The sequence below is a fragment of the Amycolatopsis sp. NBC_00348 genome (assembly GCF_036114655.1).
Classification (GTDB): domain Bacteria; phylum Actinomycetota; class Actinomycetes; order Mycobacteriales; family Pseudonocardiaceae; genus Amycolatopsis.
Window position 1 is genome coordinate 8,363,414 of record NZ_CP107994.1, and the last position, 25,144, is coordinate 8,388,557.

Below are 25,144 nucleotides of genomic sequence, written 5' to 3' on the forward strand. Positions count from 1 at the left end.
CGCGGGGAGCTAACGGGAGAGTGCGGGTGGATACGAGGCGCAGCGAACAGGCAGGGGGTGCGAACCACGTGGGCAAGGCCCAGGTCGGATCGCTGGCCCCCGGACGTGTGGTCGGCGACGGCCGCTACCGCCTCCTCGCACAGTTCGGCGTGGACGAGCGGGGTGACGCGCACCTGTGGCGCGCGCGGGACGGCCAGCTGAAGCGGGACGTCGCGCTGACCCTGCTGGTCGGCGACCCGGCGGACCCGGAAGCCGCGCGGCTCGCGCGCCGCACCCTCGAACGCGCGACGCACGCGTCGAAGTTCGGCCACGGCGGCGTCGCCCGCGTGCTCGACGTGCTCGCGCTCGGCAGCGGCATCACGTCGAGCGAGGGCCTGCTCGGCGTCGTCGTCGCGGAATGGACCAAGGGCAGCGACCTGGTCGACCTCGTCGCGCAGCGCCCGGTGGCGCCCGGCGCGGCCGCCCGGATGGTGCAGGCGCTGGCCGAAGCGGTCGAGCAGGCCCACCAGAACGGTCTGGTCCTCGGCCTCGACCACCCCCAGCGGCTCCGGCTGACGCCGAACGGCGCGCTGAAGCTCGCGTTCCCCGGCCCGCTGCCGGAGGCGACGCTGCGCGACGACGTCAAGGCGCTCGGCGCGGTGCTGTACCTGCTGCTCACCGGCCGTTGGGCGCTGCCCGGCGGCCCGCCCGCCATCCCGGCGGCGCCGCTGAACCCGCAGGGCCGGATCGTCCCGCCGCGCCAGCTCATCCCGACCGTGCCCGCCGACCTGTCGTCGCTGGCCGTCCGCACGATCGAGGACGGCGGCAACGGCGGCATCCGCACCAGCGCGGCCATCCTCCGCATGCTCGAGCAGGTGGCCGAAGAGGAAGAGCGCACCCAGCTGATCAAGGCCGTCGGCGGTGATCCGGCCGCCGAGACCGAGGGCACCGTCTGGACCACGAAGAAGCCGGTCAAGGACGTCGCCCGGCGGCGCAAGCTCGCGCTCGGCGTCACCGTGCTGGTGGTCGCCACGGTCGTCATCCTCGCCTGGGGCGGGCTGATGCTGATAAACGTCTTCCAGGGCGACTCGAAGGCGACCGGGCCGACGATCAACGTCGCGGCGCCGCCCGCGTCGAGCCAGCCGGCCGGGCAGCCGCCGGCGTCGAGCCAGCCCGCGCCCCCGCCGTCGCCGGCGGTCGGTGCCGCGGTGGCCCCGCAGGCGATCGCCGTCTACAACCCGGACGGCAAGGGCGACAACACCGCCCGGGCGCGGTACGCGACCGACGGCAAGCCCGAGACGGCCTGGCGGACCGAGAAGTACAAGCAGCAGTTCCCCGTCATCAAGTCGGGCGTCGGGCTGGTCGTCACCTTCAAGGACCCGATCAACCTGAGCCAGGTCAAGGTCTCCGGGGGCACCGCGGGCACCAAGGTCGAGATCCGCTCGGCGACCGAGAAGAACCCGGACCTGGCCGACACGAAGGTGGTCGGCAACGGCGACCTGCAGGACGGCGACACGACGATCCCGCTGGCTCAGCCCACCCAGGGTGAGTACTTCATCGTCTGGATCACCCAGCTGGGCGGCGAGGACGGCCAGTTCCTGACCCAGATCGCGGACCTGTCCTTCCTGCCTGCGGGGTGACGCACCCGACAGGGTCAGTAGGCTCTCGCGGGTGACAGCTGCAGCTCCCACGGATGCGGATCTGATAGCGGCTCACGCCGCGGGGGACCCTCATGCGTTCAGCGAACTCGTCCAGCGACATCGCGACCGCATGTGGGCGGTCGCCCTGCGCACGGTCCGCGACCCGGAGGAAGCCGCCGACGCGTTGCAGGACGCGTTCATCTCGGCGTTCCGGGCCGCCGGCAAGTTCCGCGCCGAGTCACAGGTCACGACGTGGCTGCACCGGATCGTGGTGAACGCCTGCCTCGACCGGATCCGCCGCCGCCAGGCCCGCCCGACCGTCCCGCTGCCGGAAACCGGCTTCAACGAGCCGGCCACCCCGCGCGATTCGATGGCCGAGCGCGAGACCAGCTTGCTGGTGCGCGAAGCGCTCGCCCAGCTGCCGGAAGACCAGCGCGCGCCCATCCTGCTCGTCGACGTCGAGGGCTATTCCGTGGCCGAGACGGCGAAGATGCTCGGCATCGCCGAGGGCACGGTGAAGAGCCGATGTGCCCGGGGGCGCGGAAAACTCGCGAAGGTTCTCGGACACCTGCGGAACCCCGATGCGATTGCGAACGTCCCAACTCACGAAAGCAAACGGGCCGGGCGCCAGCCGGGTAGCGGGGAGGGACGATGACGGACGAAAGCCGGGGGATCGGGGGGACCGTCGGTCCGCCCTGGTCTGTCGACGTGCTCGCCGATCTCCACGCCGGCGTGCTGGACGACGACCGGGCCGCGCAGCTGTGGCCGGTCGTCAACGCCGACCCGGAGGCCCGCGCGATCCTGGACGCCCTCGACGCGACGCAGGCCGACCTGGCCTCGCTCGCCGAGGCACCCGCGCCGCCGATGCCGGCGGAGTTCGCGGCACGGCTCGACGCGGCCCTGGCCGCGGAAGTGGCCGCCGCATTTCTTGGACAAGCACAGTCGAAGCAGCGGACCGCGCCGGCACCGGAGCAGACCGGGGCCGGGGACGCCCAAGTGGTGGACCTCGCGGCCGCCCGGCGGCGCCGGAACAAGCGGCTCGGCTGGGCCGCCGGCGTCCTGACCGCGGCCGCCGCGGCGGTCGTCGCGGTGACGGTCGCGATCCCGAGCACGTCCCAGCAGAGCGGCACCCCGAACGTCGCGGCCCCGGCACCGTCCGGCCCGACGGTCGGCGCCGACGGCAGCGGCGCCCAGGCCCTGGTCGGCAAGGCGGTCGGCGTCCGCGACTTCGGCCCGCTGGGCACCGAGGACCGGCTCGACGCCTGCGTCGAAGCCGCCGGACTGGACCCGAAGGTGCGGCCCGAAGGCATCCGCCCGGTGAACGTCGGCGGCAAGGCCGGGGTGCTGATCATCCTGACCACCGGCAAGCTGGCCCAGTTCCGCTTGGTCGCCTTCGGCGCGGACTGCGGACCGGGAAATCCGGCCGTCCTGTTCGACAAGGTCGTCGGGGAGAAGTAGCGGCTGTCACCACTGGGAACATGGCCACCTACGATCGTGTTGAGCCTGGTACACGGGTCACTACGAGCGGAGGTCACGGGTGGCTGCCGAAGACATCAGGAACCTGATCATCGTCGGATCGGGTCCTGCCGGATACACCGCTGCCGTTTACGCGGCGCGGGCGCAACTCGAACCGCTGGTGTTCGAGGGCACGCAGTTCGGTGGCGCGCTGATGACGACGACCGAAGTCGAGAACTTCCCCGGGTTCCGCGACGGCATCATGGGTCCGGACCTGATGGAGGAGATGCGCAAGCAGGCCGAGCGCTTCGGCGCCGAGCTGCGCGCGGAGGACGTCGAGTCGGTCGAGCTGACCGGCGAGGTCAAGTACGTGACCGCGAACGGCAAGCGCTACGCCGCCCGCGCGGTCGTCCTCGCGATGGGTGCCGCGGCACGGTACCTGAACGTGCCCGGTGAGCAGGAGCTGCTCGGGCGCGGCGTGTCGGCGTGTGCGACCTGTGACGGTTTCTTCTTCCGCGATCACGACATCGTGGTCGCCGGCGGTGGCGACTCGGCGATGGAGGAAGCGACCTTCCTGACGAAGTTCGCGAAGTCCGTCACCGTGGTGCACCGGCGTGAGGAGTTCCGCGCGTCGAAGATCATGCTCGAGCGCGCCCGCGCGAACGAGAAGATCAAGTGGAAGCTGAACTCGCAGATCACCGGCGTCGTCGGGGACAACAAGGTCGAGGGCCTGAAGCTGAAGGACACCCAGGACGGCTCCGAGTCGACTCTGGACGTGTCGGGCTTCTTCGTCGCGATCGGGCACGACCCCCGCAGCGCGCTGGTGCGCGGGCAGGTCGACCTGGACGAGGACGGCTACGTCATCACCCAGGGCCGCAGCTCCTACACGAACCTGGACGGCGTTTTCGCCGCTGGTGACCTGGTGGACCGCACCTACCGGCAGGCGATCACCGCGTCCGGCTCCGGCTGCAGCGCGGCGATCGACGCGGAACGCTGGCTCGCGGAGCACGGCGACTCGGACGCGCACGAGGCGGCCGAGCTGGTCGGCGGCGGCTACGGCGCGGGCACCAACTGACTTTCCGGCGTAACACCCACCTGAAGGAGAAACCATGTCCAACACCGTGAAGGTGACCGACGCGACGTTCGTCGACGAGGTCCTGACCAGCGAGAAGCCCGTTCTGGTCGACTTCTGGGCCACCTGGTGCGGGCCGTGCAAGATGGTCGCCCCGGTGCTCGAGGAGATCGCGGCGGAGAACGGCGAGAAGCTGACCATCGCCAAGATCGACATCGACGAGAACCCGAACACGCCGCGTGACTACCAGGTGATGTCCATCCCGACGCTGATCCTGTTCCAGGGCGGCAAGCCGGTGAAGCAGATCGTGGGCGCCAAGCCGAAGGCCGCGCTGCTGTCGGACCTCGCCGACGTTCTCTGAACCGAACAAGCCCGGCGAACCCGGGGCCTGCGGGAACCCTCCCGTGGGCCCCGGGTTCTCGTCGTTCGGGGGAATCTCACCGGTGTGGGTGAATCCTGGGTGACGAGGGCCACCACCGGGACGCCACGAACGGGCTCTTGACGAACCGACCGGGCCTGCGGTGTCACCGAGAGTTCGCAAGGCACAATAGAGGACCTGGGCCCGTCCCAGTGATGGTTTTCCCCGAAGTTTTGCCACGCACCGAACCCCCAATCGGTGCCTGAGGAAGAGCGAGGAGTGCATGCGGGTACTCCGCCGCGGTGACGCCGGTCCGGACGTCGCCGAGATCAGGTCGATCCTGGCCGGGATGGACCTGCTCCCGCCGGTCACCGGTACCGACGCCTACGACACGTTCGATGTCGCCGTCGAGAACGCCGTACGGGCCTTCCAGCAGAGCCGTGGGCTGATGACCGACGGCATCGTGGGTCAGGCCACCTTCCAGGCGCTCAAGGGCGCCAGCTACCACCTGGGCAGCCGGCTGCTGTCGTACACGATCGCGGCCCCGATCCAGGGTGACGACGTCTTCACGCTGCAGGAGCGGCTGACCGAACTCGGCTTCGACGCCGGCCGCCCGGACGGCTACTTCGGCGCGGCGACCGAGCGCGCCCTCAAGACGTTCCAGCGCGACATGCGCCTGACGCCGGACGGCATGTGCGGCCCCGCGACCATCCGAGAGCTGCACCGCCTGTCCTCGCCGCGGGCCCGGGGCGGCCGCCCCGTGTTCCTGCGCGAGCAGGAGCAGGTGCGCCAGGCCGGTCCCCGGCTGCGCGGCAAGCGCATCGTGATCGACCCCGGCCACGGCGGCGACGACCTCGGCGTGGTCGCCGGCGGGCTCCGCGAGGCAGACATCGCGTGGGACCTCGCGCGCCGCCTGGAAGGCCGGATGAAGGCCACCGGCATGGAGGCGCTGATCTCCCGCGGCCCGAACCACAGCCCCACCGAGCTGGAGCGCGCGAAGTTCGCGAACGACGCGGGCGCCGACCTGTTCCTCTCGCTGCACAGCGACAAGAACCCGTCGCCGCGCGCGCAGGGTGTCGCGAGCTTCCACTTCGGCAACGGCAACGGCACGACGTCGACCGTGGGCGAGCTGCTGGCCGGCTTCATCCAGCGTGAGGTCGCGGCCCGCACGGGCCTGCAGGACAACCGCACGCACTACAAGTCGTGGGACATCTTCACCCGCACCCGCTGCCCGGCCGTCCGGGTCGAGATCGGCTACCTGACGAACCCGGACGACAGCCGCAAGCTGGGCGACCCGGCCTTCCGCGACATCGTCGCCGAGGGCATCCTGATCGCCGTCAAGCGCCTGTACCTGCTCGGCGAGGGCGACCAGCCGACGGGCACGTTCACCTTCGCAGACGTCCTCGCGCACGAACTCGCGAAGGCCGAGTAGGGCGACCACAACCCCTAGCGGCTCATCTTCATCTGCTCCACCACACCTGGGGACGCGCATGCGCCGTCCCCAGGTTTCGGTGCAGTCATCCACAGCTTTTCCACCGCGCCTATCAGGGCTCTGTGGATAACTCGGCACTTCTTCCACAGCTGTGCACACACGACGGAATCCGTGTTCCAGCCGCGCCGGAGCTCCGGCGCAAACGTTTGCGGCAGGTCAGGCGCGGCCGAGGATCGGCTCGGCCGTGGTGATCGTGACCTGGCCGAGCAGCCGCTCCAGCGCCGCCTCGACGTCTTCCTTCCAGGTGATCGCCGAACGCAGCTCGAGGCGCAGGCGCGGCCACTTCTGGTGGGGACGGACGGTCTTGAAGCCGACGCTCTGCAGGAAGGCCGACGGCAGCACGCAGCTGTGGCCGCCGTCCGGGTCCGACTCGTCGGGACGCGCGTCGCCGAACGCCTCGATGGCGCGGACGCCGCGCTTGGTGAGGTCCTTCGCGACCGCCTGGACGAGCATCCGGCCGAGGCCGCCGCCGCGGAACTCCGGGAGGATCTGGAAGGCCGTCAGCAACACCGCGTCCGCGCTCGGCGGGGACGTCGGGAAGGCCAGCGAGCGCGGGACGGCGTTCGGCGGGGCGTACAGCACGAACCCGACCGGCAGCGTGTCGCTGTAGACGATGCGGCCGCAAGAACCCCACTCGAGCAGCACGCTCGAGACCCAGGCTTCCTTCTCGACCTCGGTGGCGCCGAACTCCTCGGCCTGGTTCTTCAGGTGCGGAGCCAGTTCCCAGTACACGCACCTGCGACAGCTCTTCGGCAGATGCTCGAGGTTGTCCAGTGTGACGCCCACGACGCGACGCGACACCCGCGACCTCCCTGACCTGCGCTCCCGGTGGGCTCCTCCGCCGTCAAGCCGCGCGGAACCACAGCACGAACCCGGGAGCCATGGTCGATGGTAGGCCGATGTGAGAAGCACCGAAAGGTCAGGGGTCCTCGACAGGCCCCGGTTACACTCGATGGATCTACCGCTCCCGCGCGGGAGCGGACCGTGTCCACCGACCCCCGGGTGAATCGTCGATGACCGAGAACCGCCCCAGCAAGCCGCACAGCGGCCGTCAGAACCTCGACCCGCACCTCGAGCGGTATGCCGCGCGCACCGCCGGGATGACCGCCTCCGAGATCCGGGCATTGTTCGCGGTCGCCAGCCGGCCCGAGGTGGTCTCCCTCGCCGGCGGCATGCCGAACCTGGCCGCGCTCCCGCTCGACACGCTCTCGGCGCAGGTGGCGGAGATCATCGCCGAAGACGGCCTGGTGGCCCTGCAGTACGGCTCGGCGCACGGCGTCCCGGCGCTGCGCGAGCAGATCTGCGAAATCATGGCGCTGGAGGGCATCAAGGCGCACCCGGACGACGTCGTGGTGACCGTCGGCTCCCAGATGGGCCTGGACATGGTCACGCGGCTGTTCTGCGATCCGGGTGACGTCGTCATCGCCGAGGGCCCGTCCTACGTCGGTGCCCTGGGTTCCTTCGCCGCGTACCAGGCGCAGGTCGTGCACGTGGCGATGGACGAAAACGGCCTGGTGCCGGAACTGCTGCGCGAGGCGCTGAGCCAGACGGAGAAGGCCGGCCGGCGCGTCAAGTTCCTCTACACGATCCCGAACTTCCACAACCCCGCCGGCGTCACGCTGGCCGTCGAGCGCCGCGCGGAGATCCTGGAGATCTGCCGCGAGCACGGCGTCCTGGTCGTCGAAGACAACCCGTACGGGTTACTCGGTTTCGACGGGCAGACCTACCCGGCGCTGCGCTCGACGGACCCGGACAACGTCGTGTACCTCGGCTCGTTCTCGAAGACGTTCGCGTCCGGTCTGCGCGTCGGCTGGGTGCTGGCGCCGCACGCCGTCCGCGAAAAGCTCGTGCTGGCCGCGGAGTCGGCGACGCTGTGCCCGCCGACCCTCAACCAGCTGATCGTGTCGCGCTACCTGGCCACGCACGACTGGAAGGGCCAGATCAAGAAGTTCCGCGAGAACTACCGCGAGCGGCGTGACGCGATCCTGTCCGCGCTCGACCAGTACCTGCCCCCGGGCTGCTCGTGGACGAAGCCGGACGGCGGGTTCTACGTCTGGGTGACGGTGCCGGAGGGCGTCGACACCAAGGCGATGCTGCCGCGCGCGGTGACCGCGCGGGTGGCGTACGCGTCCGGAACCGGCTTCTACGCCGACGGTTTCGGCAGCCGCCAGATGCGGTTGTCCTACTGCTACCCGACACCGGAGCGCATCCGGGAAGGCGTCCGGCGGCTGGCCGCCGTGCTGGAGTCCGAAATGGACCTCGCGCGCACCTTCGGTAACGTGAGCGCGCGCCAGATCCAGGGACCGCCGAACCCGTCTCCCGACACGGTCTGAGTCTTTTCTTAATCCAGCTAAGGAGTTTCCACGGTGGTCGACCGTACCGTTGCCGTGCTCGCCGGCGGACTTTCGCACGAACGCGACGTCTCGCTGAGGTCCGGGCGACGGCTCTCCGCGGCGCTCAAGTCCGAAGGCCTCGGCATCGAGGAGTGGGACACCGACGCGGGGTTGCTGGAGCGCCTGCGCACGCAGCGCCCGGACGCCGTGGTCGTCGCGCTGCACGGCGGTGAAGGCGAAAACGGCTCGGTGCAGACGGTGCTGGAAATGCTGGACGTGCCGTTCGTCGGCACCGGTTCCCAGGGCTGCCGCCGCGCGTGGGACAAGCCGACGGCCAAGGCGCTCATCGAGAACGCCGGCTTCGTGACGCCGGGCTGGGTCGTGTTGCCGCACAGCACGTTCCGCGAGCTCGGCGCCCAGGCGGTGCTCGACGCGATGGTGGAGCAGCTCGGCCTGCCGCTGATCCTCAAGCCGGACCAGGGTGGCTCGGCGCTCGGCACGCAGGTGGTGCGCGAAGCGGCGGAACTGCCCGCGGCGATGGTCGGCTGCTTCGCTTACGGCGACACGGTTCTGGCCGAGCGGTTCGTGGCCGGCGTCGAGGTGGCTGTGACGGTCATCGAGGGCGAGAACGGTCCCGAGGCCCTGCCCGCCGTCGAGATCGTGCCGGAGAGCGGCGTCTACGACTACACGGCCCGCTACACCGCCGGCCTGACGGACTTCTTCACCCCGGCCCGCCTCGACGACGCCGCGGCCAAGGCGGCGGCCGAACTCGCCGTCGCCGCACACCGCGTCCTCGGACTGCGGGACATCTCCCGGACCGACGCGATCGTCGCCGAAGACGGCACGGTCCACTTCCTCGAGGTGAACCCGTCACCCGGACTCACCGAGACGTCGACGGTCCCGATGGCGATCGACGCGGCGGGCAAGTCGCTCGGCACGGTGTTCGCCGACTTGATCGGACGCGCGATCTCCCGCTGATTCCTCGTACGCGAAAGGCCACTACGGAATTTCCGTGGTGGCCTTTTTCGCGGGGGCTCCGGGTGGCGGAGCCCCGACTGTCACAGCCTTTTGGCGTCGCGAGCGATCATCACCGGACGTGGTCGCCGCAACCGCGTGGAGCAATCATCACCGTGACGAAACACCCTGGGGTGATCCCTAATCGGTTTCCGGTGTCTGATTCGCCCCATTCGCGTCGATGATCGAGACGATGCGCTCGAGATCGTCGACCGAGCCGAACTCGAGCACGATCCGCCCCTTGCGCCGGCCGAGGTCGACCTTCACGCGGGTGTCGAACCGGTCCGAAAGCCGGTTGGCGAGATCCTGGAGTCCGGGCGCCTGGATCGGCTTGCGCGGCGCGGGCTTCGGCTTGGCCGGCTTCTCGCTCTTCTTGAGCGTGACGGCTTCCTCGGTCGCCCGGACCGACATGCCCTCCGCGATGATGCGCGCGGCGAGCTCTTCCTGACTGTCGGCGTCCTCCAGCGACAGCAACGCACGCGCGTGCCCGGCGGACAGGACGCCCGCGGCGACCCGGCGCTGCACCGGCAGGGGGAGCTTGAGGAGCCGGATGGTGTTGGTGATGACCGGCCGGCTGCGGCCGATCCGGCTCGCCAGCTCCTCGTGCGTGACCGCGAACTCGTCGAGCAGCTGCTGGTACGCCGCCGCCTCTTCGAGCGGGTTCAGCTGGACGCGGTGGATGTTCTCCAGGAGCGCGTCGCGCAGCATCGACTCGTCGGCGGTCTGCCGGACGATCGCCGGGATCGCTTCGAGCTCCGCCTGCTGCGACGCCCGGAGCCGCCGCTCGCCCATGACGAGCTCGTACTCGTCGTTCCCGAGCTCGCGAACCACGATGGGCTGCATGAGCCCGAACTCGCGGATCGAGTGCTCGAGTTCGGCGAGCGCCTCTTCGTCGAAGGCCAGCCGCGGCTGCTTCGGGTTGGGCTTGATCGAGCCGACCGGGATCTCGCGGTAGACCGCCCCGGCGACCTCGCCGCTGTGCTGCTTCGCTTGGCCGTTCGCCGCGAACCAGCCTTTCTCGTCGGCCGCCTTCTTGTCCGCCGCCGACCCGTCACTGGGCGCGGGGAGGGCGCCGCCGGTGGGCCCGGTGGGGATGAGGGCGGCGAGGCCGCGCCCCAGCCCTCCTCTGCGCTCGGTCATGTGGAACTACCCCTTTCCATGAGTGCACCTCGCTCGGCGATCTCCTTCGCCGCGTCGACGTAGCTCAGCGCCCCGCGCGAACCGGGGTCGTAGGCGAGCACGGTCTGGCCGTACCCGGGCGCCTCCGACACCTTCACGCTGCGGGGGATGACGGTCTTCAGGACGGTGTCGCCGAAGTGGTTCCGCACCTCGTTCGTCACCTGGTCGGCCAGCTTGGTCCGGCCGTCGTACATGGTGAGCAGGATCGTCGTGACGCGGAGTTCGCGGTTGAGGTGCTGCTGCACGAGCTCGATGTTGCTCAGCAGCTGCCCGAGCCCTTCCAGCGCGTAGTACTCGCACTGGATCGGGATGAGCACCTCCTGCGCGGCGACCATCGCGTTGACCGTCAGGAGGCCGAGCGACGGCGGGCAGTCGATGAAGACGTAGTCGACGCCGATCTCGTCGAGGATCTCCGAGGAGATGGCCTCCTTGAGCCGCGACTCGCGCGACGCCATCGAGACGAGCTCGATCTCGGCGCCGGCGAGGTCGATCGTGGCGGGGACGCAGAAGAGGTTGGGGGACTGCTCGGTCGGCTGCGCCGCCTCGGCGAGCGTCACCTCGCCGATGAGCACTTCGTAGATGGAGGGCGTTCCGGACCGGTGGTCGACGTCGAGCGCGGTGCTCGCGTTGCCCTGCGGGTCGAGGTCGACGACGAGCGTCTTGAGCCCGTGAACGGCGAGCGCAGCGGCGAGGTTGACCGTGCTGGTGGTTTTGCCGACGCCGCCCTTCTGGTTGGCCACGGTCATCACGCGGCGACGGCCAGGCCGCGGCAGCGACCCATCCGGGTGCAACAGCCGAGCGGCGCGGGTGGCTTCTTCGGCGATCGGCGTCCAGCCCACGTCGTGGCTGGTCTCCGTGGAGTCGGACGGCGGGGGATTCACCGGTCTCGACACCTCCTCCATATAGACGTCTGGTCGATGGACGAGTCGCGTCGTTTCACGTGGAACACCGCGGCCCGTTGTCTGCGCTAGCGCTTCCTGCTCCGCACCTGAGCCGTCTTCGACGACTGGCGACGGATCTTCACGACCGTGCTGGGGACCTCTAGTACTGCCACACCGCACTCCACGATCATCGGGTCGGCGCCGCCTGCCTTCCTGATGGCGGCACCGTCCCGCTCGATCTCGTCCGCCGCACTGGCGCCCTTGAGGGCAACCAGGAAGCCGTCGGGACGAACCAGCGGCAAGCACCAGTCCGCGAGCCGGGCCAGCGGGGCGACCGCGCGAGCGGTGACGATGTCAGCGCCACCGAGCTGCTCACGCACAGGCCGCTCCTCCGCGCGTCCACGGACGATGGTGATCGGGAGTTCCAGCTTCTCGGCCACCTCGGCCAGCCAGTCCACCCGGCGGGCCATAGGTTCGAGCAAGACGATATCGAGGTCCGGCCGAGCGATGGCGAGCGGCACACCCGGAAGCCCCGCCCCGGACCCGACGTCGACGACGCGAGCCCCCTCAGGCATCTGCTCGCCGATCACCGCCGAGTTGAGCACGTGCCGTTCCCAAAGCCGTTCGACTTCCCGCGGACCGATCAGCCCACGCTCAACCCCATGGCTCGCAAGGAGCTCGACATACCCAGCCGCTTGGTCGACGTGAGCACCGAACACTCGCTCCGCCGCGGTCCGCACCGCACCTGCGGCCTGCTCCAAGCTCACTCCGGCTACTCCTAGTCCGCGCGTTTCACGTGAAACGGCGCTCCAGCGATTGTCCCTGATGTCGACGCGAAAACGAGCCGACAGACCGCAGATGTGGACAACTCCACTCACCCAGCGGCGCGTTCCACGTGAAACACCACCCCGCCACCGCCGGCCCCGGTGCGCGTTCCACGTGAAACATCACGGCTGTAATTCGCCCCGCACCACCACCGCGCCACAACCGCACCCAGCAAGGCGCCGAGCGACCGAGGACAGGACGGTGACCGTCTCAACGATCACCCCGTGACGACGACCAGCCACGGCAGCGCGGCAACCGACGCTGCGCCTCCGACGCCAGCGTCGGCAGGCGCCCAGCCACGGATAGCGGCTGCGCAGCACGCGGCCCGCAGGAGCCGCGACAGTGACCGACCACGACAGCATCGGCAACGTCACCCAGCCCGCCACGAGTGCACACGACCCCAGTCACAGCAGCCTGTCAGCCACAGCAGCCGACGCCCCAAAGCGGCGGCGGGGCAAGGCGAGCGGTCGCGGGCCAGCGGTCGTTCCCCGCAGCGGCAGCGGTAGCGGCGGCCGCGCCCTGCCGCGGCAGGGCGCGGGGCGGTGGGGCGGGGCGGGGCGCGGCAAGGCGCAGTGCGGCGCAGCGGGACGCAGTGCGGGGCGGGGGCGCGGTGCGGCGCAGGGCGGGGGCGCGGCCCGGCAGGGTACGCCGGGGCGGGGGGCGGCCGGCGGGGTGCGCCGCGGCGGGGCAGGGCGGGAGCCGAGGCAACGACGGAAGGACAGTGGCAGCGAGGCGGTGACGAGCCACACTGAGGCGCGGCAACGGAGTGGCGGCCGCCGCGGCAAGACTGCGGCGACGGGGCCCGCGGTCGCAGCGCACGGCCCGCCAGAGCGGAGGCGCGACTGGCGAGGCACGCCGGCGACAGCCGTGTCGCCGCAGCGGCGGCAGTGCGGCCGTGGGTGGCGAGGCACACCGCAGCGGCGGGACGGCAGCCCGTGGCGCGGCGACCACGGCGCCTACAGCAGATGCGATCGCCGCAGTACGCGACCAGTCAGGGCGCAGCCGCGACCGTCGAGGGCCGACAGTCTGCACACTCACCACGGCGGCGGCGATGGTGGGCGATGGATCGCACGGTGGCGGGATGACCGCAGCCGCTGCGGGGCAGCACACGTCCGCAGCCACGCAAGCGACCAGCCATGGCAGCGGAGCGACCGGCAAGGCGAGCTGGCTGCGGCCACGATCGGGTGCGGCCATGGCGATAGAGATGGGCAGTGGCGACGGCTGACTGCACTCCCGGCGGCGGCAACCACGCGGCGGCGTGGCCTGACCGCAGGCCCCAGCCGATGCGACAACCACACAGTCAAGTCACCGTGGTGAAGGCAGGCGGGTCAAGGCCGGCGAAGGCCGCGCTCCGCCACAGCAGCGGGAGCCACGGCGGCAGCGGCCACGCTGGCGAAGAACCAGCCCGAGGGGACGTGGCGGCAGGGTGACGTGCCGGGGCACGGCGGCGGCCGCGGCAGATGTGACGGTCGCGCGCAGCCGGTCAGGGAGGTCGCGGTCTGGCGGGTGCGACTGGTGGGCCAGCCACGCCGAGCGTCCAGACACGACAGCACAACGGGCGAGGCGAAGCAGGGCGATCCTGGGGCGACGACAGCCGCGCAGTGACTACCGCTGCGGCAACGGCAGCCCATACGGCAGCGGGTGACTGCAGCCGCGGCGATGTTCACAGCGGCAGGGTGATTGAGTCCCAGCGATGATCACGGCAAACAGCGGCGGCGGAGGGGACCGGCACATGAACGGCCTCAGTCGCTCGCGCGACTGTGACGCGAAGCGGGAGACCGTGACCTCAGGGTGCCGGGGCGGCGATCGCGGCGGCCGGTGCCGACGCATGGTGCACGGTGAGGCGGTCGCTGCCGAGGCAGCAGGGCGGAGCGAGACGCCACGGCGGCACCGGGCAGAGCGAGATGTCGCAACGGCAGGCGGCGAGCGTGGCTGCGCCATGAGGTGGAGGGCGTGGCTGCCGTGGCAAGGGGTGGCGGCCATAGCTGCCGTGGCAGCAGCCGGTGGGAGTAGTGGTCGCGCCCGCTGCTGGCACACGGCGCCCCCGCAGCCTCGCGGTAACGGCCCGCGGCGGTCGCCGCGACCGCGGTGGTCGCGCCAAGCAGGCGAGAGCCGCCCCACAGCAGCAGCGCCTGACCGTCGTGGTTAGGCGGAGCCGCTCGGTGGCGAAGTGCACGGTGGTGGTCGCGGTGCGCGGCAGCGGAACGGTGCCAGCGCGAGGCCGAGGGTCAGCTGGGCGTGTTGTCCGCCGGTCAGCTTGCCCGCGGGCGCACGGAGAACGGAACGGCGGCACTTCCGCGACCGCGACGGCCGCAGCAGGTGAAGCGGAGGCCACCGCAGCAAGTGGCGGTAGGGCAGGACGGTACGGCTCCAGCAGCGCGGGCGGTGCGGGGCAGGCGGTGCTGGGCCGGCTTGAGCCGAGCTGGGCCAGGCCAGGCCGGGCCGAGCCGGGCCGAGCCGGGCCGAGCTGGGCCGAGCTGGGCCGAGCTGGGCCGAACTGGGCTGGGCCGAGCTGGGCTGAGCTGGGCTGGGCTGGGCTGGGGCCAGAGGACTGGTAGCCGTGAGGCAGGGCCGAACGGCCGGCCTCTTTGTCCGTCCGGGAAGGCTGTAATCGCGAGTCACCGGCGAGCGCCGACTTCGTCGGCTCGCCTGCCGGGCGGTCGACCGCCCGGCGGAGGCCGCGGGCGAGTCGTGCCGAAGGACGAAGGCGCCGCGCCTCCCCGAACGTCAGCGCGGGTGCGGCCCCAGGAGGCGGATCCGTTGAAGCCGGGGCGTGCCCCATCCACGACGGGATGACCGCCTCCGCGTCTCACCCCAGCCGATGCCGAGCCGGGCAGCGTCACGTCGTACCCGCGGTCGCCGCCGAGGCAGGTCCGCCCCGCCCATACCCCTCCGCACGGGCACAAAAAGCGGCCCGCCGGACCGAAGTCCGACGGGCCGCTGAAACGAAGTCCGTCAGGACTCCGGGAAGATCACCACGCGACGCTTGGGGTCTTCGCCCTCGCTCTCGCTTGTGACGCCCGAGACCGTCGCCACCGCGTCGTGGACCACCTTGCGTTCGAACGGGCTCATCGGCTGCAGCCGCACCCGCTCGCCGCTCGAGAGGACCGACTCCGCCGTCGAACGGCCGAGTTCGCGGAGTTCCTCGCGGCGGTCCGCGCGCCAGCCCGCGATGTCCAGCATGAGGCGGCTGCGCGAGCCCGTCTCCTGCTGGACCGCCAGGCGGGTCAGTTCCTGCAGCGCTTCGAGCACCGTGCCGCGGGGGCCGACGAGCTTTTCGAGGTCCTCGCCGCCGTCGATGCTCACGATCGCGCGGCCGGCCTCCACGTCCAGGTCGATGTCACCGTCGTAGTCGAGCAGGTCCAGCAGCCGCTCGAGGTAGTCGCCGGCGATGTCGCCCTCCTGGACGAGGACGTCGTCGCCACCTCCCGCCTTCTGCTCGGTCTCCTCTTCGGTGGTCGCGCCCGCGGCCGCGTCGTCCTGATCGGCGTCGATCGTGTCGATCGTCTCCGACATCATTCGTCTCCTCTCCGAACCGGTCGCGCCTCAGCGGCGCTTCCGGCCCGACTTCCTGGTCGAGTCTTTGAGGAGCCCGGGCACTCCCGTGCCGTTCTCCGATGAGCCGTTCTGGCCGTTCGTGGCGACCGGGGTGGCCTCCGCCACCGTCGCGCCGTCCGACTTGGCCGCAGCGGCCTCGGCGGCCTTGGCCGCGGCGGCCTCCGCCGGCGTGGTCTGCGCGAAGCCGTGGGCCGAACCGGCCTTGGTGACCTTCTTCTGCGAGCCGGTCTGGGCGGGCTGGTTCTTCTTCTGCTGGACGGGCTTCTGGCCCACCTTCGGCGCGGTCGGCTTCTGCCCGGGCTTCGGGCCGAGCGTCGCGCGCTTCTCCGCGGCCTCCACCTTGCGAGCCGCCTCTTCCTTGTCGATCTTCGTGTAGACGAGGCGCTGCTGCATCAGGGTCCAGCCGTTGTTCGCCAGCCAGTAGAAGAGGAGGCCGAGCGGGAACAGCGCACCGAAGACGAGGACACCGAGCGGGAAGATGTACATCGTCAGCTTGTTCATGATCGCGGTCTGCGAGGTGGCCGACGCGGCGTTCTGGCGGGCCACCGAGTGCCGCGCGGTGAGGTGCGTGGCGATCGACGCGATGATCATGAGGGGCAGGGCGACCGGGAGCACGCTCCAGTGGAAGCCGACGTTCGCGGCGTTGCCCCCGCTGACGACGCCGACACCGTTGTAGACGGCCTCGCCGAGGTTGACGCCGAAGAGCTTCGCGTTGACGTAGGACTCGACGTCGTGCTGGGTGAAGAAGTAGTTCTCGGTCTTCGGCTTGCCGTCCGCCGGCATGATCGAGAACGCGCGCAGGACGTGGTTCAGGCCGATGAACACCGGGATCTGCAGCAGCATCGGCAGGCAGCTGCCCAGCGGGTTGACGCCGTGCTCCTTCTGGAGCTTCTGCATCTCCTGCGCCTGGCGCTGCTTGTCGTTCGCGTACTTCTTCTGGAGCTTCTTCATCTCCGGCGCGAAGTCCTGCATCTTCTTCATCGACCGGACCTGGTTCACGAACGGCTTGAACATGATGCCGCGGACCGTGAACGTCAGGAAGATGATGCCGAGGATCCAGGCGATCGCCGTCGACTCCCCGAAGACGAGCCCGAAGACCTTGTGCCAACACCAGAGGATGAAGGACACGGGGTAGTAGATGAAATCGAGCACTGCTGCTACTCCTCGATCGGTGTTTCAGGTCGTCGGTGCCGCCACGAGAACGTCTCGGGCACGGGGTCGCGGCCGGGCATGGTCCACGGGCCGCAACGCAGCAGGCGGCGCGCCGCGAGGTAGGAGCCGCGGCCGGCGCCGTGCCGGGTGAGGGCCTCGACGGCGTACGCGCTGCAGCTCGGGTAGAACCGGCACGCCGGTGGCAGGAAGGGCGAAATCGCCTTGCGGTAGAGCTTGATGGGGAGCAACAGGACCCACGCGACCGGACCGGGCCGGGTGGGCCCGGGCTCGTCGTCGTGGTCGTGCTCGTCGTGCACTGAGTGCTCGGGGGTGGCTCGCATACCGGTCACACCGCTGATCCGTGGTCGGGGGCCGCGTCCGCGGGACGCGTCGGGCTGGGGACATCCCCGGCCGGACGGCGCGACGACAGTAGTCCGAGCCGCCGCAGCGCGGCGTCGAGATCGGCCCCGAGCTCCGCGCTGGACGCGGACGCGGACGGCGGCAATGCCCGTACGACCAACGCACTGCCGGCGGGCAGGGTTCCGAGCCGGGCCGAAACGAGATGACGCAACTTGCGGGACACCCGGTGGCGGACCACCGAGTTCCCCACGGCCTTGCTCACCACAAAACCCGCCCTGGTCGCCGACGAAGCATCGGCGGCCATGGACGGGTCCGTGGTCAACGCGTGGACGACGAGGCGGCGCCTGCCTGCCTTGGATCCGCGACGGAGAACCACGCGGAAATCCTCACTCCGCCGCAAACGTGCGGCAGCCGGCAGCACGGCGCGCCCCGACGTGCCGGATCAGGCCGACAGCGCTTCGCGGCCCTTGCGACGGCGAGCCGCCAGGATGCCCCGGCCTGCCCGGGTCCGCATGCGCAGCCGGAACCCGTGGGTCTTCGCGCGACGGCGGTTGTTCGGCTGGAAGGTCCGCTTACCCTTGCTCACTGCTTCTCCTGTGTGTCGCTGTGTCGTCTGCCCACCCGCCGGAGAGGGACGGTCATCCCTCTCACCTGGCGTGTCGTGCGGGCGCACGGCAGTCTCTGGTGTCTCCTACCAACGTGTGGCCTCGTCACGACGAGCGACGACAACTAGGGCACGCGAAACGCGCCCGTCGCATACGGGAGACCTTACGAGGGTACGCACCCCCGCCCGGAGCCCGATAAGCACCCCCTCCGCCACCGCCGGTGACGGGCCGCGCGAGGCCCGTTCGTCGACGCCGCGGCATCGAATGGCAACACGCCGTACACCATGAAATGCTGGCGGCCCAGGATGCCTTGTGGCAGCGAGCGGGGCTTGTTAGCGTGCCTCTCTCGGGTCACCGGTCGAGGTGCACGAGTATCCGGGTGGTGGAGTGCCCACCGGCTTACGACGAGCCCGCAGGTGGCGTCGCCGCGGGTCGCCGTACATTAGTGCACAGCTGTGGACAACTATGTGGATATTCGCTGTGCCGGTACCCGGTCAGGTCCGCAGGGGGTCATAGGGCGGTGTGACCAGGGGCGTTCCCGGGCCGATCCGGCCGTACGCGCCGTCGAGGGGAGGGGAGCCAGCCAGGTGTCGGAGCACCAGCACAACCTGGGTGTCATCTGGGAACAGGTGGTACGCGAACTGTCCGACGGGACCCTGTCCCCCCAGCAGCGTGCCTGGATGCGCGTGACCCGCCCCATCGGTCTGCTCGACGGCACCGCGCTGCTCGCGGCCCCCAGTGACTTCGCGAAGGAAGCGATCGAACGCGGTCTCCGCGGCGCGATCACCGACGCGCTCTCCCGCCGGCTCGGCCGCGCCATCTCGCTGGCCGTGAAGGTCGACACCGCCGAGACCCTCGCCCCGGTCGCCGCGCCGCGCTACGTCCCGTCACCCGCCCGGGTGGAAAACGGCGTGAGCGCCGAGCCGGCCCCCGCGCCGATGCCGGGCCCCGGCCCGATGATGCCGCCGCAGCGTCCCGAGCCCGCGCCGCCGATGCCGGCCCACCAGTCCGCCGGGCCGAAGCCCGACGACGGTGACGACACCGACGAGGAAGTCGACGAAGAGGGCGAAGCGCTCGCCGCCGTCCACGAGATCTGGCCCACGTTCTCCGGGCAGCCGATCGCCGGCCAGCCCTACACCGCGCCGGCGCAGCCGCAGACGTCGAAGACGAAGCTGAACGAGAAGTACACGTTCGACACGTTCGTCATCGGCGCGTCCAACCGGTTCGCGCACGCGGCCGCGGTCGCCGTCGCCGAAGCGCCGGCCCGCGCGTACAACCCGCTCTTCATCTGGGGCGAGTCCGGGCTCGGCAAGACGCACCTGCTGCACGCGGTCGGCCACTACGCGCAACGGCTCTTCCCGGGCATGCGCGTGCGGTACGTCTCGACCGAAGAGTTCACGAACGACTTCATCAACTCGCTGCGCGACGACCGCAAGGTCGCCTTCCAGCGCCGCTACCGCGACATCGACATCCTGCTCGTCGACGACATCCAGTTCCTGGAGGGTAAAGAAGGTACGCAGGAAGAGTTCTTCCACACCTTCAACACCCTCCACAACGCGAACAAGCAGATCGTCGTCAGCTCCGACCGCCCGCCCAAGCGCCTCGAAACGCTGGAGGACCGGCTGCGGACGCGGTTCGAGTGGGGCCTGATCACCGACATCCAGCCGCCCGAGCTGGAGACGCGCATCGCGATCCTCCGCAAGAAGGCGGCGCAGGACCGGCTCGCGGTACCGGGTGACGTCCTGGAGTTCATCGCCTCGCGCGTCGAGGCGAACATCCGGGAGCTCGAAGGCGCGCTGATCCGGGTCACGGCGTTCGCGTCGCTGAACCAGCAGCCGGTCGACGCCGGGCTGGCCGAGATCGTGCTGCGCGACCTCATCCCCGACTCACACGCCCCGGAGATCACCGCGCCCACCATCATGGGCGTCATCTCCGAGTTCTTCGACGTCTCGCTCGACGACCTGTGCGGCCCGGGCAAGACGAAGGCGCTCGCCACGTCCCGCCAGATCGCGATGTACCTCTGCCGCGAGCTGACCGACATGTCGCTGCCGAAGATCGGGCAGACGTTCGGCGGCCGCGACCACACGACCGTCATGCACGCGGACAAGAAGATCCGCAAGGAGATGGCCGAACGCCGGCGCATCTACGACCAGGTGCAGGAGCTGACGTCGCGCATCAAGCAGCGCGCCCGCCAGTAGCCCGGCTTTCCTTACCTCCCAACGACTCAGGGGCGTCCACGCGATGTGGGCGCCCCTGAGTCGTCTTTGGACTGCCTGAAGCACGCCTAGGCCCGCGAAGCAGCGAAGCGCACGTACGCACGCTTCGCAAAGTCGCGAAAATTGTTTGTACACAAGGAAGTTTCCCCATGGTGTGGGCAGTTTGCCCACAGCGTCCGCGGATCTCCCACCAGCGACGACCCGGAATCCGTCCACACCCCGCCCACAGGTGATCCACAAGAAATCCACACCGTTGTCCACGCTGATTCCACAGGTTGCCCACATTGTGTGCACAGGAGGGCCCGATCACCCGGAAGAGCGATCCGGACCGTGCCGCGCACCCCCAGACCCTGGGTACAGAAGGCCCCACACCTGGGGACAACCGTGGGGATAACTGGGGACAACTGTGGACGGATCCGGGGCCGCTCGAAGTTGTCCACGGACGGCCCGATCTGTCCCCAGATCCACCACCATGGTTCTCCACATGCCCGCAAGCACTCCCACCTGCGCGAACGACCTCAATCCACACAATCCACAGGACTTACTACTGCTACTGCCTTTTAGATCTCTTCTAAGAGAGAAAAAGATAAAAACAGGCGGAGGACGAATCTGGGGACAACCGCGAGAGACTGTCGTCAAGTCGACAAAGTCAAGGGGAGGCCGAAGTGACGGCTGCCCCCGCGACGGCCTACCGTGGATGTCTGCACCTGGTCCGTGCTCCGGCCGCTGACGCGGAGGGCGGACCGGCCGGAGCGGGCAGCCGGTCACTGCCCCAAGCCAGAGCGAGGCCGGGCCGGCCCCGTCGCCCTGTCCGAGCCGAGTGGCTCGGGTCGTCGAAAGGATGCGCGCATGAAGATCCGCGTCGAGCGTGACGGGCTCGCCGACGCCGTCGCGTGGGTGGCGAGAAGCCTCCCCTCCCGGCCTCCCGTGCCGGTACTGGGCGGAGTCCTGCTCGACGCCGGTTCCGACGGCGACTCCGACGCGCTGACCGTGTCGGGTTTCGACTACGAGGTGTCCGCGACCGTGGGCGTCCCGGCGACGATCGCCGACGGCGGCCGCCTGCTGGTGTCCGGCAGGCTCCTCGCCGACATCACCAAGTCCCTGCCGAACCAGCCGGTCGAGATCGCCGTCGACGGCGCCCGCGCCACGATCACGTGCGGCAGCGCGCGCTTCTCCCTGCCGACCATGCCGGTCGAGGACTACCCGCAGCTGCCGTCCCAGCCCGCCTTCGCGGGTGAGCTCGCCGGCGACGCGTTCGGCCAGGCCGTCACCCAGGTCGTCGTCGCCGCGGGCAAGGACGACACGCTGCCGATGCTGACCGGCATGCGGCTCGAGATCTCCGGCAGCTCGCTGACCCTCGTCGCGACCGACCGGTTCCGGCTCGCCATGCGCGAGTTCACCTGGCAGCCCGCCGAGGGCCTGGCCGACGCCGCGGTGCTCGTCCCGGCGCGCACGCTCGCCGAGGCGGCCAAGACGCTCGGCGCGAGCGGCGCCACGATCCGGCTCGCGCTCGCCAGCGGCGAGGGCCTGCTCGGCCTGTCCGGCTCCGGGCGCTACACGACGACCCGGCTGCTCGACGCCGAGTTCCCGCCCTACCGCCAGCTGCTGCCCGCGACGCACACGTCGCGCGCGGTCATCGAGGTGTCGGCTCTCACGGAGTCGATCAAGCGAGTTTCGCTGGTCGCGGAGCGGGGGACTCAGGTACGACTGGAGTTCGGGGACAACACGCTGCGGCTGTCCGCTGGCGGCGACGACGAGGGAAGCGCCGAGGAAGAGCTCCAGGTCGACTACGAAGGTGAGCCGGTGACGATCGCGTTCAACCCGGGTTACCTCGTCGACGGTCTCGGCGCCCTCCACAGCGACCGGGCGGAGCTGACGTTCACCACGCCGAACCGCCCCGCCCTCATCAAGCCGGCCGACGCCGAGGGCAACCTCATCCCCGGCTACCTCTACCTCCTGATGCCCGTCCGTCTTCCGGGCTGACCCACAATTTTTCGTTAGTACGTAAGGGGATCTCATGGTTCAGCTCGGTCTGATCGGCCTGGGCAAGATGGGCTTCAACATGCGTGAGCGGCTGCGCGCGGCCGGTCACGAAGTGGTCGGCTACGACCGCAACCCGGACGTCAGCGACACGACGTCGCTCGAGGACCTGGTGTCCAAACTGGACGCTCCGCGGATCGTCTGGATCATGGTCCCGGCCGGCGACCCGACGCGGCAGACCATCACCGAGCTGGGCAACCTGCTCGCCGAAGGTGACATGGTCATCGACGGCGGCAACTCGAAGTACACCGACGACAAGCTGAACGCCGAGCTGCTCGCCGCGAAGAAGATCGGCTACGCCGACTGCGGTGTCTCGGGTGGCGTGTGGGGCAAGGAAAACGGCTACGGCCTGATGGTCGGCGGCACGGCCGCCGACGTCGAGCGCGCGATGCCGATCTTCGACGCGCTGCGCCCGGAAGGCCCGCGTGAGGAAGGCTTCTCGCACGCGGGCAGCGTCGGCGCCGGCCACTACGCGAAGATGATCCACAACGGCATCGAGTACGGCATGATGCAGGCCTTCGCCGAAGGCTTCGAACTGCTCGAGGCCGCGAAGGTCGTCGACGACGTGCCCGCCGTGATCAAGGGCTGGCAGCGTGGCACCGTCGTCCGGTCCTGGCTGCTCGACCTGCTCGTGCGCGCGCTCGACGAGGACCCGGAGCTCGACGACCTCGAGGGGTACGTCGAGGACTCCGGCGAAGGCCGGTGGACGCTCGAAGAGGCGATCAACAACGCGGTGCCGGCGCCGGTCATCTCGGCCGCGCTGTTCGCCCGGTTCGCCTCCCGCCAGGAGCACTCGGCCGCGATGCGCGCGGTCGCCGCGTTGCGCAACCAGTTCGGTGGACACGCCGTGAAGAAGGTCGGCGGGTAGGTCCCGTCCGGGAAGGAACCACGTGTATCTGCGCCACCTGCAGGTCACCGACTTCCGCTCCTGGCCCCAGGCCGATCTCGCCCTCGAACCGGGGCCGACCGTGCTGGTCGGCCAGAACGGTCGCGGCAAGACCAACCTGCTGGAAGCGATCGGGTACGTCGCGACGCTGGGCTCGCACCGCGTCGCGACGGACGCGCCGCTCATCCGGCACGGCTGTGAGCGCGCGCTGGTGCGGGTCGCGGTGGTCAACGACGACCGCGAGCTGACCGTCGAGCTCGAGATCACCGCCGGCCGGGCGAACCGCGCCCGGGTCAACCGCGGCGCGGTCGGCCGGCCGCGTGACGTGCTGGGCATCCTGCGCACAGTGCTGTTCTCCCCGGAGGACCTGGCGCTCGTGCGGGGCGACCCTGGCGAGCGACGCCGGTTCCTCGACGAGCTGCTCGTGCTGCGCGCGCCGCGGTACGCCGGGGTTCGCGCGGACTACGAGAAGGTGCTGAAGCAGCGCAACGCCCTGCTCAAGACCGCCGGCAAACGCCGGACCGGACGTGAGGACCCGTACGCGCTGTCGACGCTCGAAGTCTGGGACGACCACCTCGCGGTGGCCGGCGCGGAGCTGCTGGCCGCGCGCCTGAACCTCGTCGCCGACCTCGGGCCGTACGCTGCGGCGGCGTACATGGGCGTCGCTCCGGACTCCCGGCCGGCGAAGATCTCGTACAAGTCTTCGCTGGGTGAAGGGCTGCCGGAGACGTACGGCGTACCGGACGGCGAGCGGGCGCAACCCGATGTCCTGAAGGACGTCTTGCTCAAAGCGCTCGGTGAATCTCGCAAAGCCGAGCTGGAGCGGGGGATCAGCTTGGTCGGCCCGCACCGGGACGAGCTGGAGCTGATCCTGGGCGAGGCGCCGGCCAAGGGGTACGCGAGCCACGGCGAGTCGTGGTCGTTCGCGCTCGCCCTCCGGCTCGGCAGCTACGAGCTGCTGCGCGGGGAGGCGGGTGAGCCGGTGCTCCTGCTCGACGACGTGTTCGCCGAGCTGGACCGCAAGCGCCGGGCCCGGCTGGCCGAGGTGGCCGCGAGCGCCGAGCAGGTGCTGGTGACGGCCGCCGTCGACGAAGACGTGCCCAGCGAGCTGGCGGGGAGCCGGTTCGTGGTGGCGGATGGTGAGGTCACGCGTGGCTGAACAGCGCAAAAAAGGCGCGCCAAGATCGACTCGACCACCCGGTGTGACCGCTGACACAGGAGTTACCCACCGATCTGGGGACAAACCTGTGGACAGTGTGGATAAACCCGTACCCGGGTTATCGCCGCGCGTGACCAAAAGGCCGGATCGGCCGCTTGACACCCCCCTCAAGGGGGTTAACCCGGCCGGGAACGCCACGCCGAGTACGCAGAGTGAGAACCCCACTGCTCCGAACGGGGCGGCGATGACGGGCCGGGACCTCGCGCACGCCGCGCTCGAGGCCGCGAAAGCCAAGGCCAAGGAGCGGGGCGTCCCGCCGGGGCAGCGCCGCCGCGTGGCCAGTAGCGGACAGAACCCCCGGCGCCGCCGCTGGTCGGGACCGGGTGCGGACGCGCGTGATCCCCAGCCCCTCGGCCGGCTCGTCTCGCGGCTCGTCAGCGACCGCGGCTGGAACGAGAGCGTCTCCGGCGCCCGCGTCTTCGCGCAGTGGGCGCGCCTGGTCGGCGAAGACGTCGCGGAACACGCCCAGCCGGTCGCGCTGAAAGACGGCGAGCTCACGGTCCGCGCCAGCTCCACGGCGTGGGCCACCCAGCTGCGGTTGCTGCAGGGAAAGCTGCTGGCCAAGATCGCGGCGGGGGTCGGAAACGGCGTGGTCAAGCGCATGCGGATCCAGGGTCCGATGGCCCCGAGCTGGCGGAAAGGGCCCCGGCACGTGTCGGGTCGCGGCCCGCGTGACACGTACGGCTGACCCGGGTTGCGCGTTGCTCGGTTGAATGCCCCGAGAACGCATCCAGACGCGCTGAAATACGTCAAGACTCGGCTCGGACCGATTTCGTCCGTCTGTGACGCGTTCAGGGGTGTCCTTGCCGCATGTCAGCGGACACGGCCAAGTACACTGGAGGGGAGCGAGCGTCCGCTCGGGCGAGACGAGGAGAAACAA

Annotated in this window: 22 protein-coding genes; 13 read left to right on the forward strand and 9 right to left on the reverse strand. The window is 70.3% G+C overall.

What is annotated here, in order from left to right:
* Positions 1-26 precede the first annotated feature (26 nt).
* From OHS58_RS37105 to OHS58_RS37130, 6 genes are all read left to right on the forward strand, one after another.
* Complete coding sequence (locus OHS58_RS37105; protein ID WP_442792244.1) at positions 27-1,619, forward strand: protein kinase family protein; 1,593 nt, start codon at positions 27-29, stop codon at positions 1,617-1,619.
* Between the two features lie 31 nt (positions 1,620-1,650).
* Positions 1,651-2,274 (forward strand): RNA polymerase sigma factor SigM, encoded by a 624-nt coding sequence (gene sigM / locus OHS58_RS37110; RefSeq protein WP_247059624.1) that lies wholly within the window; start codon positions 1,651-1,653, stop codon positions 2,272-2,274.
* On the forward strand, positions 2,271-3,077 hold the full coding sequence (locus tag OHS58_RS37115; protein ID WP_326945421.1) for a hypothetical protein: 807 nt from the start codon (positions 2,271-2,273) through the stop codon (positions 3,075-3,077). The genes sigM and OHS58_RS37115 overlap by 4 nt, the downstream gene beginning before the upstream one ends.
* A gap of 79 nt (positions 3,078-3,156) precedes the next feature.
* Complete coding sequence (gene trxB / locus OHS58_RS37120) at positions 3,157-4,149, forward strand: thioredoxin-disulfide reductase (RefSeq protein WP_247059627.1); 993 nt, start codon at positions 3,157-3,159, stop codon at positions 4,147-4,149.
* A 34-nt stretch (positions 4,150-4,183) separates the two neighbouring features.
* The gene (gene trxA, locus OHS58_RS37125; protein ID WP_020642536.1) at positions 4,184-4,507 is read left to right on the forward strand and encodes a thioredoxin; all 324 of its coding nucleotides are present in this window, start codon (positions 4,184-4,186) and stop codon (positions 4,505-4,507) included.
* Positions 4,508-4,787: 280 nt separating this feature from the next.
* Positions 4,788-5,936, forward strand: coding sequence for an N-acetylmuramoyl-L-alanine amidase (locus OHS58_RS37130; protein WP_247059629.1), 1,149 nt, complete (start codon positions 4,788-4,790; stop codon positions 5,934-5,936).
* 216 nt (positions 5,937-6,152) lie between these two features.
* Here OHS58_RS37130 and OHS58_RS37135 read toward each other — a convergent pair whose 3' ends face one another.
* Positions 6,153-6,797, reverse strand: a complete 645-nt coding sequence (locus OHS58_RS37135; protein WP_326945422.1) for a GNAT family N-acetyltransferase — start codon at positions 6,795-6,797, stop codon at positions 6,153-6,155.
* Positions 6,798-7,009: 212 nt separating this feature from the next.
* Between OHS58_RS37135 and OHS58_RS37140 the strand changes: the two genes are divergently transcribed.
* Together OHS58_RS37140 and OHS58_RS37145 are read left to right on the forward strand one after the other, a co-directional pair.
* Positions 7,010-8,329 (forward strand): aminotransferase-like domain-containing protein, encoded by a 1,320-nt coding sequence (locus OHS58_RS37140; RefSeq protein ID WP_328645528.1) that lies wholly within the window; start codon positions 7,010-7,012, stop codon positions 8,327-8,329.
* Positions 8,330-8,362: 33 nt separating this feature from the next.
* Entirely contained in the window at positions 8,363-9,307 is a 945-nt protein-coding gene (locus OHS58_RS37145; protein ID WP_247059635.1) for a D-alanine--D-alanine ligase family protein, read from the forward strand.
* Positions 9,308-9,484: 177 nt separating this feature from the next.
* Here OHS58_RS37145 and OHS58_RS37150 read toward each other — a convergent pair whose 3' ends face one another.
* From OHS58_RS37150 to rpmH, 8 genes are all read right to left on the reverse strand, one after another.
* Positions 9,485-10,483, reverse strand: coding sequence for a ParB/RepB/Spo0J family partition protein (locus OHS58_RS37150; RefSeq protein ID WP_326945424.1), 999 nt, complete (start codon positions 10,481-10,483; stop codon positions 9,485-9,487).
* Positions 10,480-11,403 carry a ParA family protein gene (locus tag OHS58_RS37155; RefSeq protein ID WP_442788264.1) on the reverse strand — a complete coding sequence of 308 codons (924 nt, stop codon included), beginning with the start codon at positions 11,401-11,403 and terminating at the stop codon, positions 10,480-10,482. The genes OHS58_RS37150 and OHS58_RS37155 overlap by 4 nt, the downstream gene beginning before the upstream one ends.
* An 86-nt stretch (positions 11,404-11,489) precedes the next feature.
* Positions 11,490-12,170 (reverse strand): 16S rRNA (guanine(527)-N(7))-methyltransferase RsmG, encoded by a 681-nt coding sequence (gene rsmG, locus OHS58_RS37160; protein WP_328645529.1) that lies wholly within the window; start codon positions 12,168-12,170, stop codon positions 11,490-11,492.
* 3,013 nt (positions 12,171-15,183) lie between these two features.
* A complete protein-coding gene (locus tag OHS58_RS37165) occupies positions 15,184-15,744 on the reverse strand; it encodes a Jag family protein (protein ID WP_326956451.1) in 561 nt (186 codons plus the stop codon).
* Between the two features lie 30 nt (positions 15,745-15,774).
* Complete coding sequence (gene yidC, locus OHS58_RS37170; RefSeq protein ID WP_328645530.1) at positions 15,775-16,938, reverse strand: membrane protein insertase YidC; 1,164 nt, start codon at positions 16,936-16,938, stop codon at positions 15,775-15,777.
* A 5-nt stretch (positions 16,939-16,943) separates the two neighbouring features.
* Positions 16,944-17,279, reverse strand: coding sequence for a membrane protein insertion efficiency factor YidD (yidD, locus tag OHS58_RS37175; RefSeq protein WP_326956449.1), 336 nt, complete (start codon positions 17,277-17,279; stop codon positions 16,944-16,946).
* A 5-nt stretch (positions 17,280-17,284) separates the two neighbouring features.
* On the reverse strand, positions 17,285-17,719 hold the full coding sequence (gene rnpA / locus OHS58_RS37180) for a ribonuclease P protein component (protein ID WP_247059642.1): 435 nt from the start codon (positions 17,717-17,719) through the stop codon (positions 17,285-17,287).
* Between the two features lie 21 nt (positions 17,720-17,740).
* Complete coding sequence (gene rpmH / locus OHS58_RS37185; protein ID WP_247059643.1) at positions 17,741-17,884, reverse strand: 50S ribosomal protein L34; 144 nt, start codon at positions 17,882-17,884, stop codon at positions 17,741-17,743.
* Positions 17,885-18,490: 606 nt separating this feature from the next.
* On the opposite strand from rpmH, the gene dnaA reads away from it, so the two are divergent.
* The 5 genes from dnaA (at position 18,491) to OHS58_RS37210 (ending at position 24,952) form a co-directional block, all read left to right on the forward strand.
* The gene (dnaA, locus tag OHS58_RS37190; protein ID WP_247059645.1) at positions 18,491-20,101 is read left to right on the forward strand and encodes a chromosomal replication initiator protein DnaA; all 1,611 of its coding nucleotides are present in this window, start codon (positions 18,491-18,493) and stop codon (positions 20,099-20,101) included.
* An 867-nt stretch (positions 20,102-20,968) separates the two neighbouring features.
* Positions 20,969-22,102, forward strand: coding sequence for a DNA polymerase III subunit beta (gene dnaN, locus OHS58_RS37195; protein WP_247059647.1), 1,134 nt, complete (start codon positions 20,969-20,971; stop codon positions 22,100-22,102).
* Between the two features lie 34 nt (positions 22,103-22,136).
* Positions 22,137-23,027 carry a phosphogluconate dehydrogenase (NAD(+)-dependent, decarboxylating) gene (gene gnd, locus OHS58_RS37200; RefSeq protein WP_247059649.1) on the forward strand — a complete coding sequence of 297 codons (891 nt, stop codon included), beginning with the start codon at positions 22,137-22,139 and terminating at the stop codon, positions 23,025-23,027.
* A gap of 22 nt (positions 23,028-23,049) precedes the next feature.
* Positions 23,050-24,204 carry a DNA replication/repair protein RecF gene (recF, locus tag OHS58_RS37205; RefSeq protein ID WP_326945429.1) on the forward strand — a complete coding sequence of 385 codons (1,155 nt, stop codon included), beginning with the start codon at positions 23,050-23,052 and terminating at the stop codon, positions 24,202-24,204.
* 244 nt (positions 24,205-24,448) lie between these two features.
* Positions 24,449-24,952: a DciA family protein gene (locus OHS58_RS37210; RefSeq protein ID WP_247059652.1), complete on the forward strand. Its 504-nt coding sequence runs from the start codon at positions 24,449-24,451 to the stop codon at positions 24,950-24,952.
* Positions 24,953-25,144: the final 192 nt, after the last annotated feature.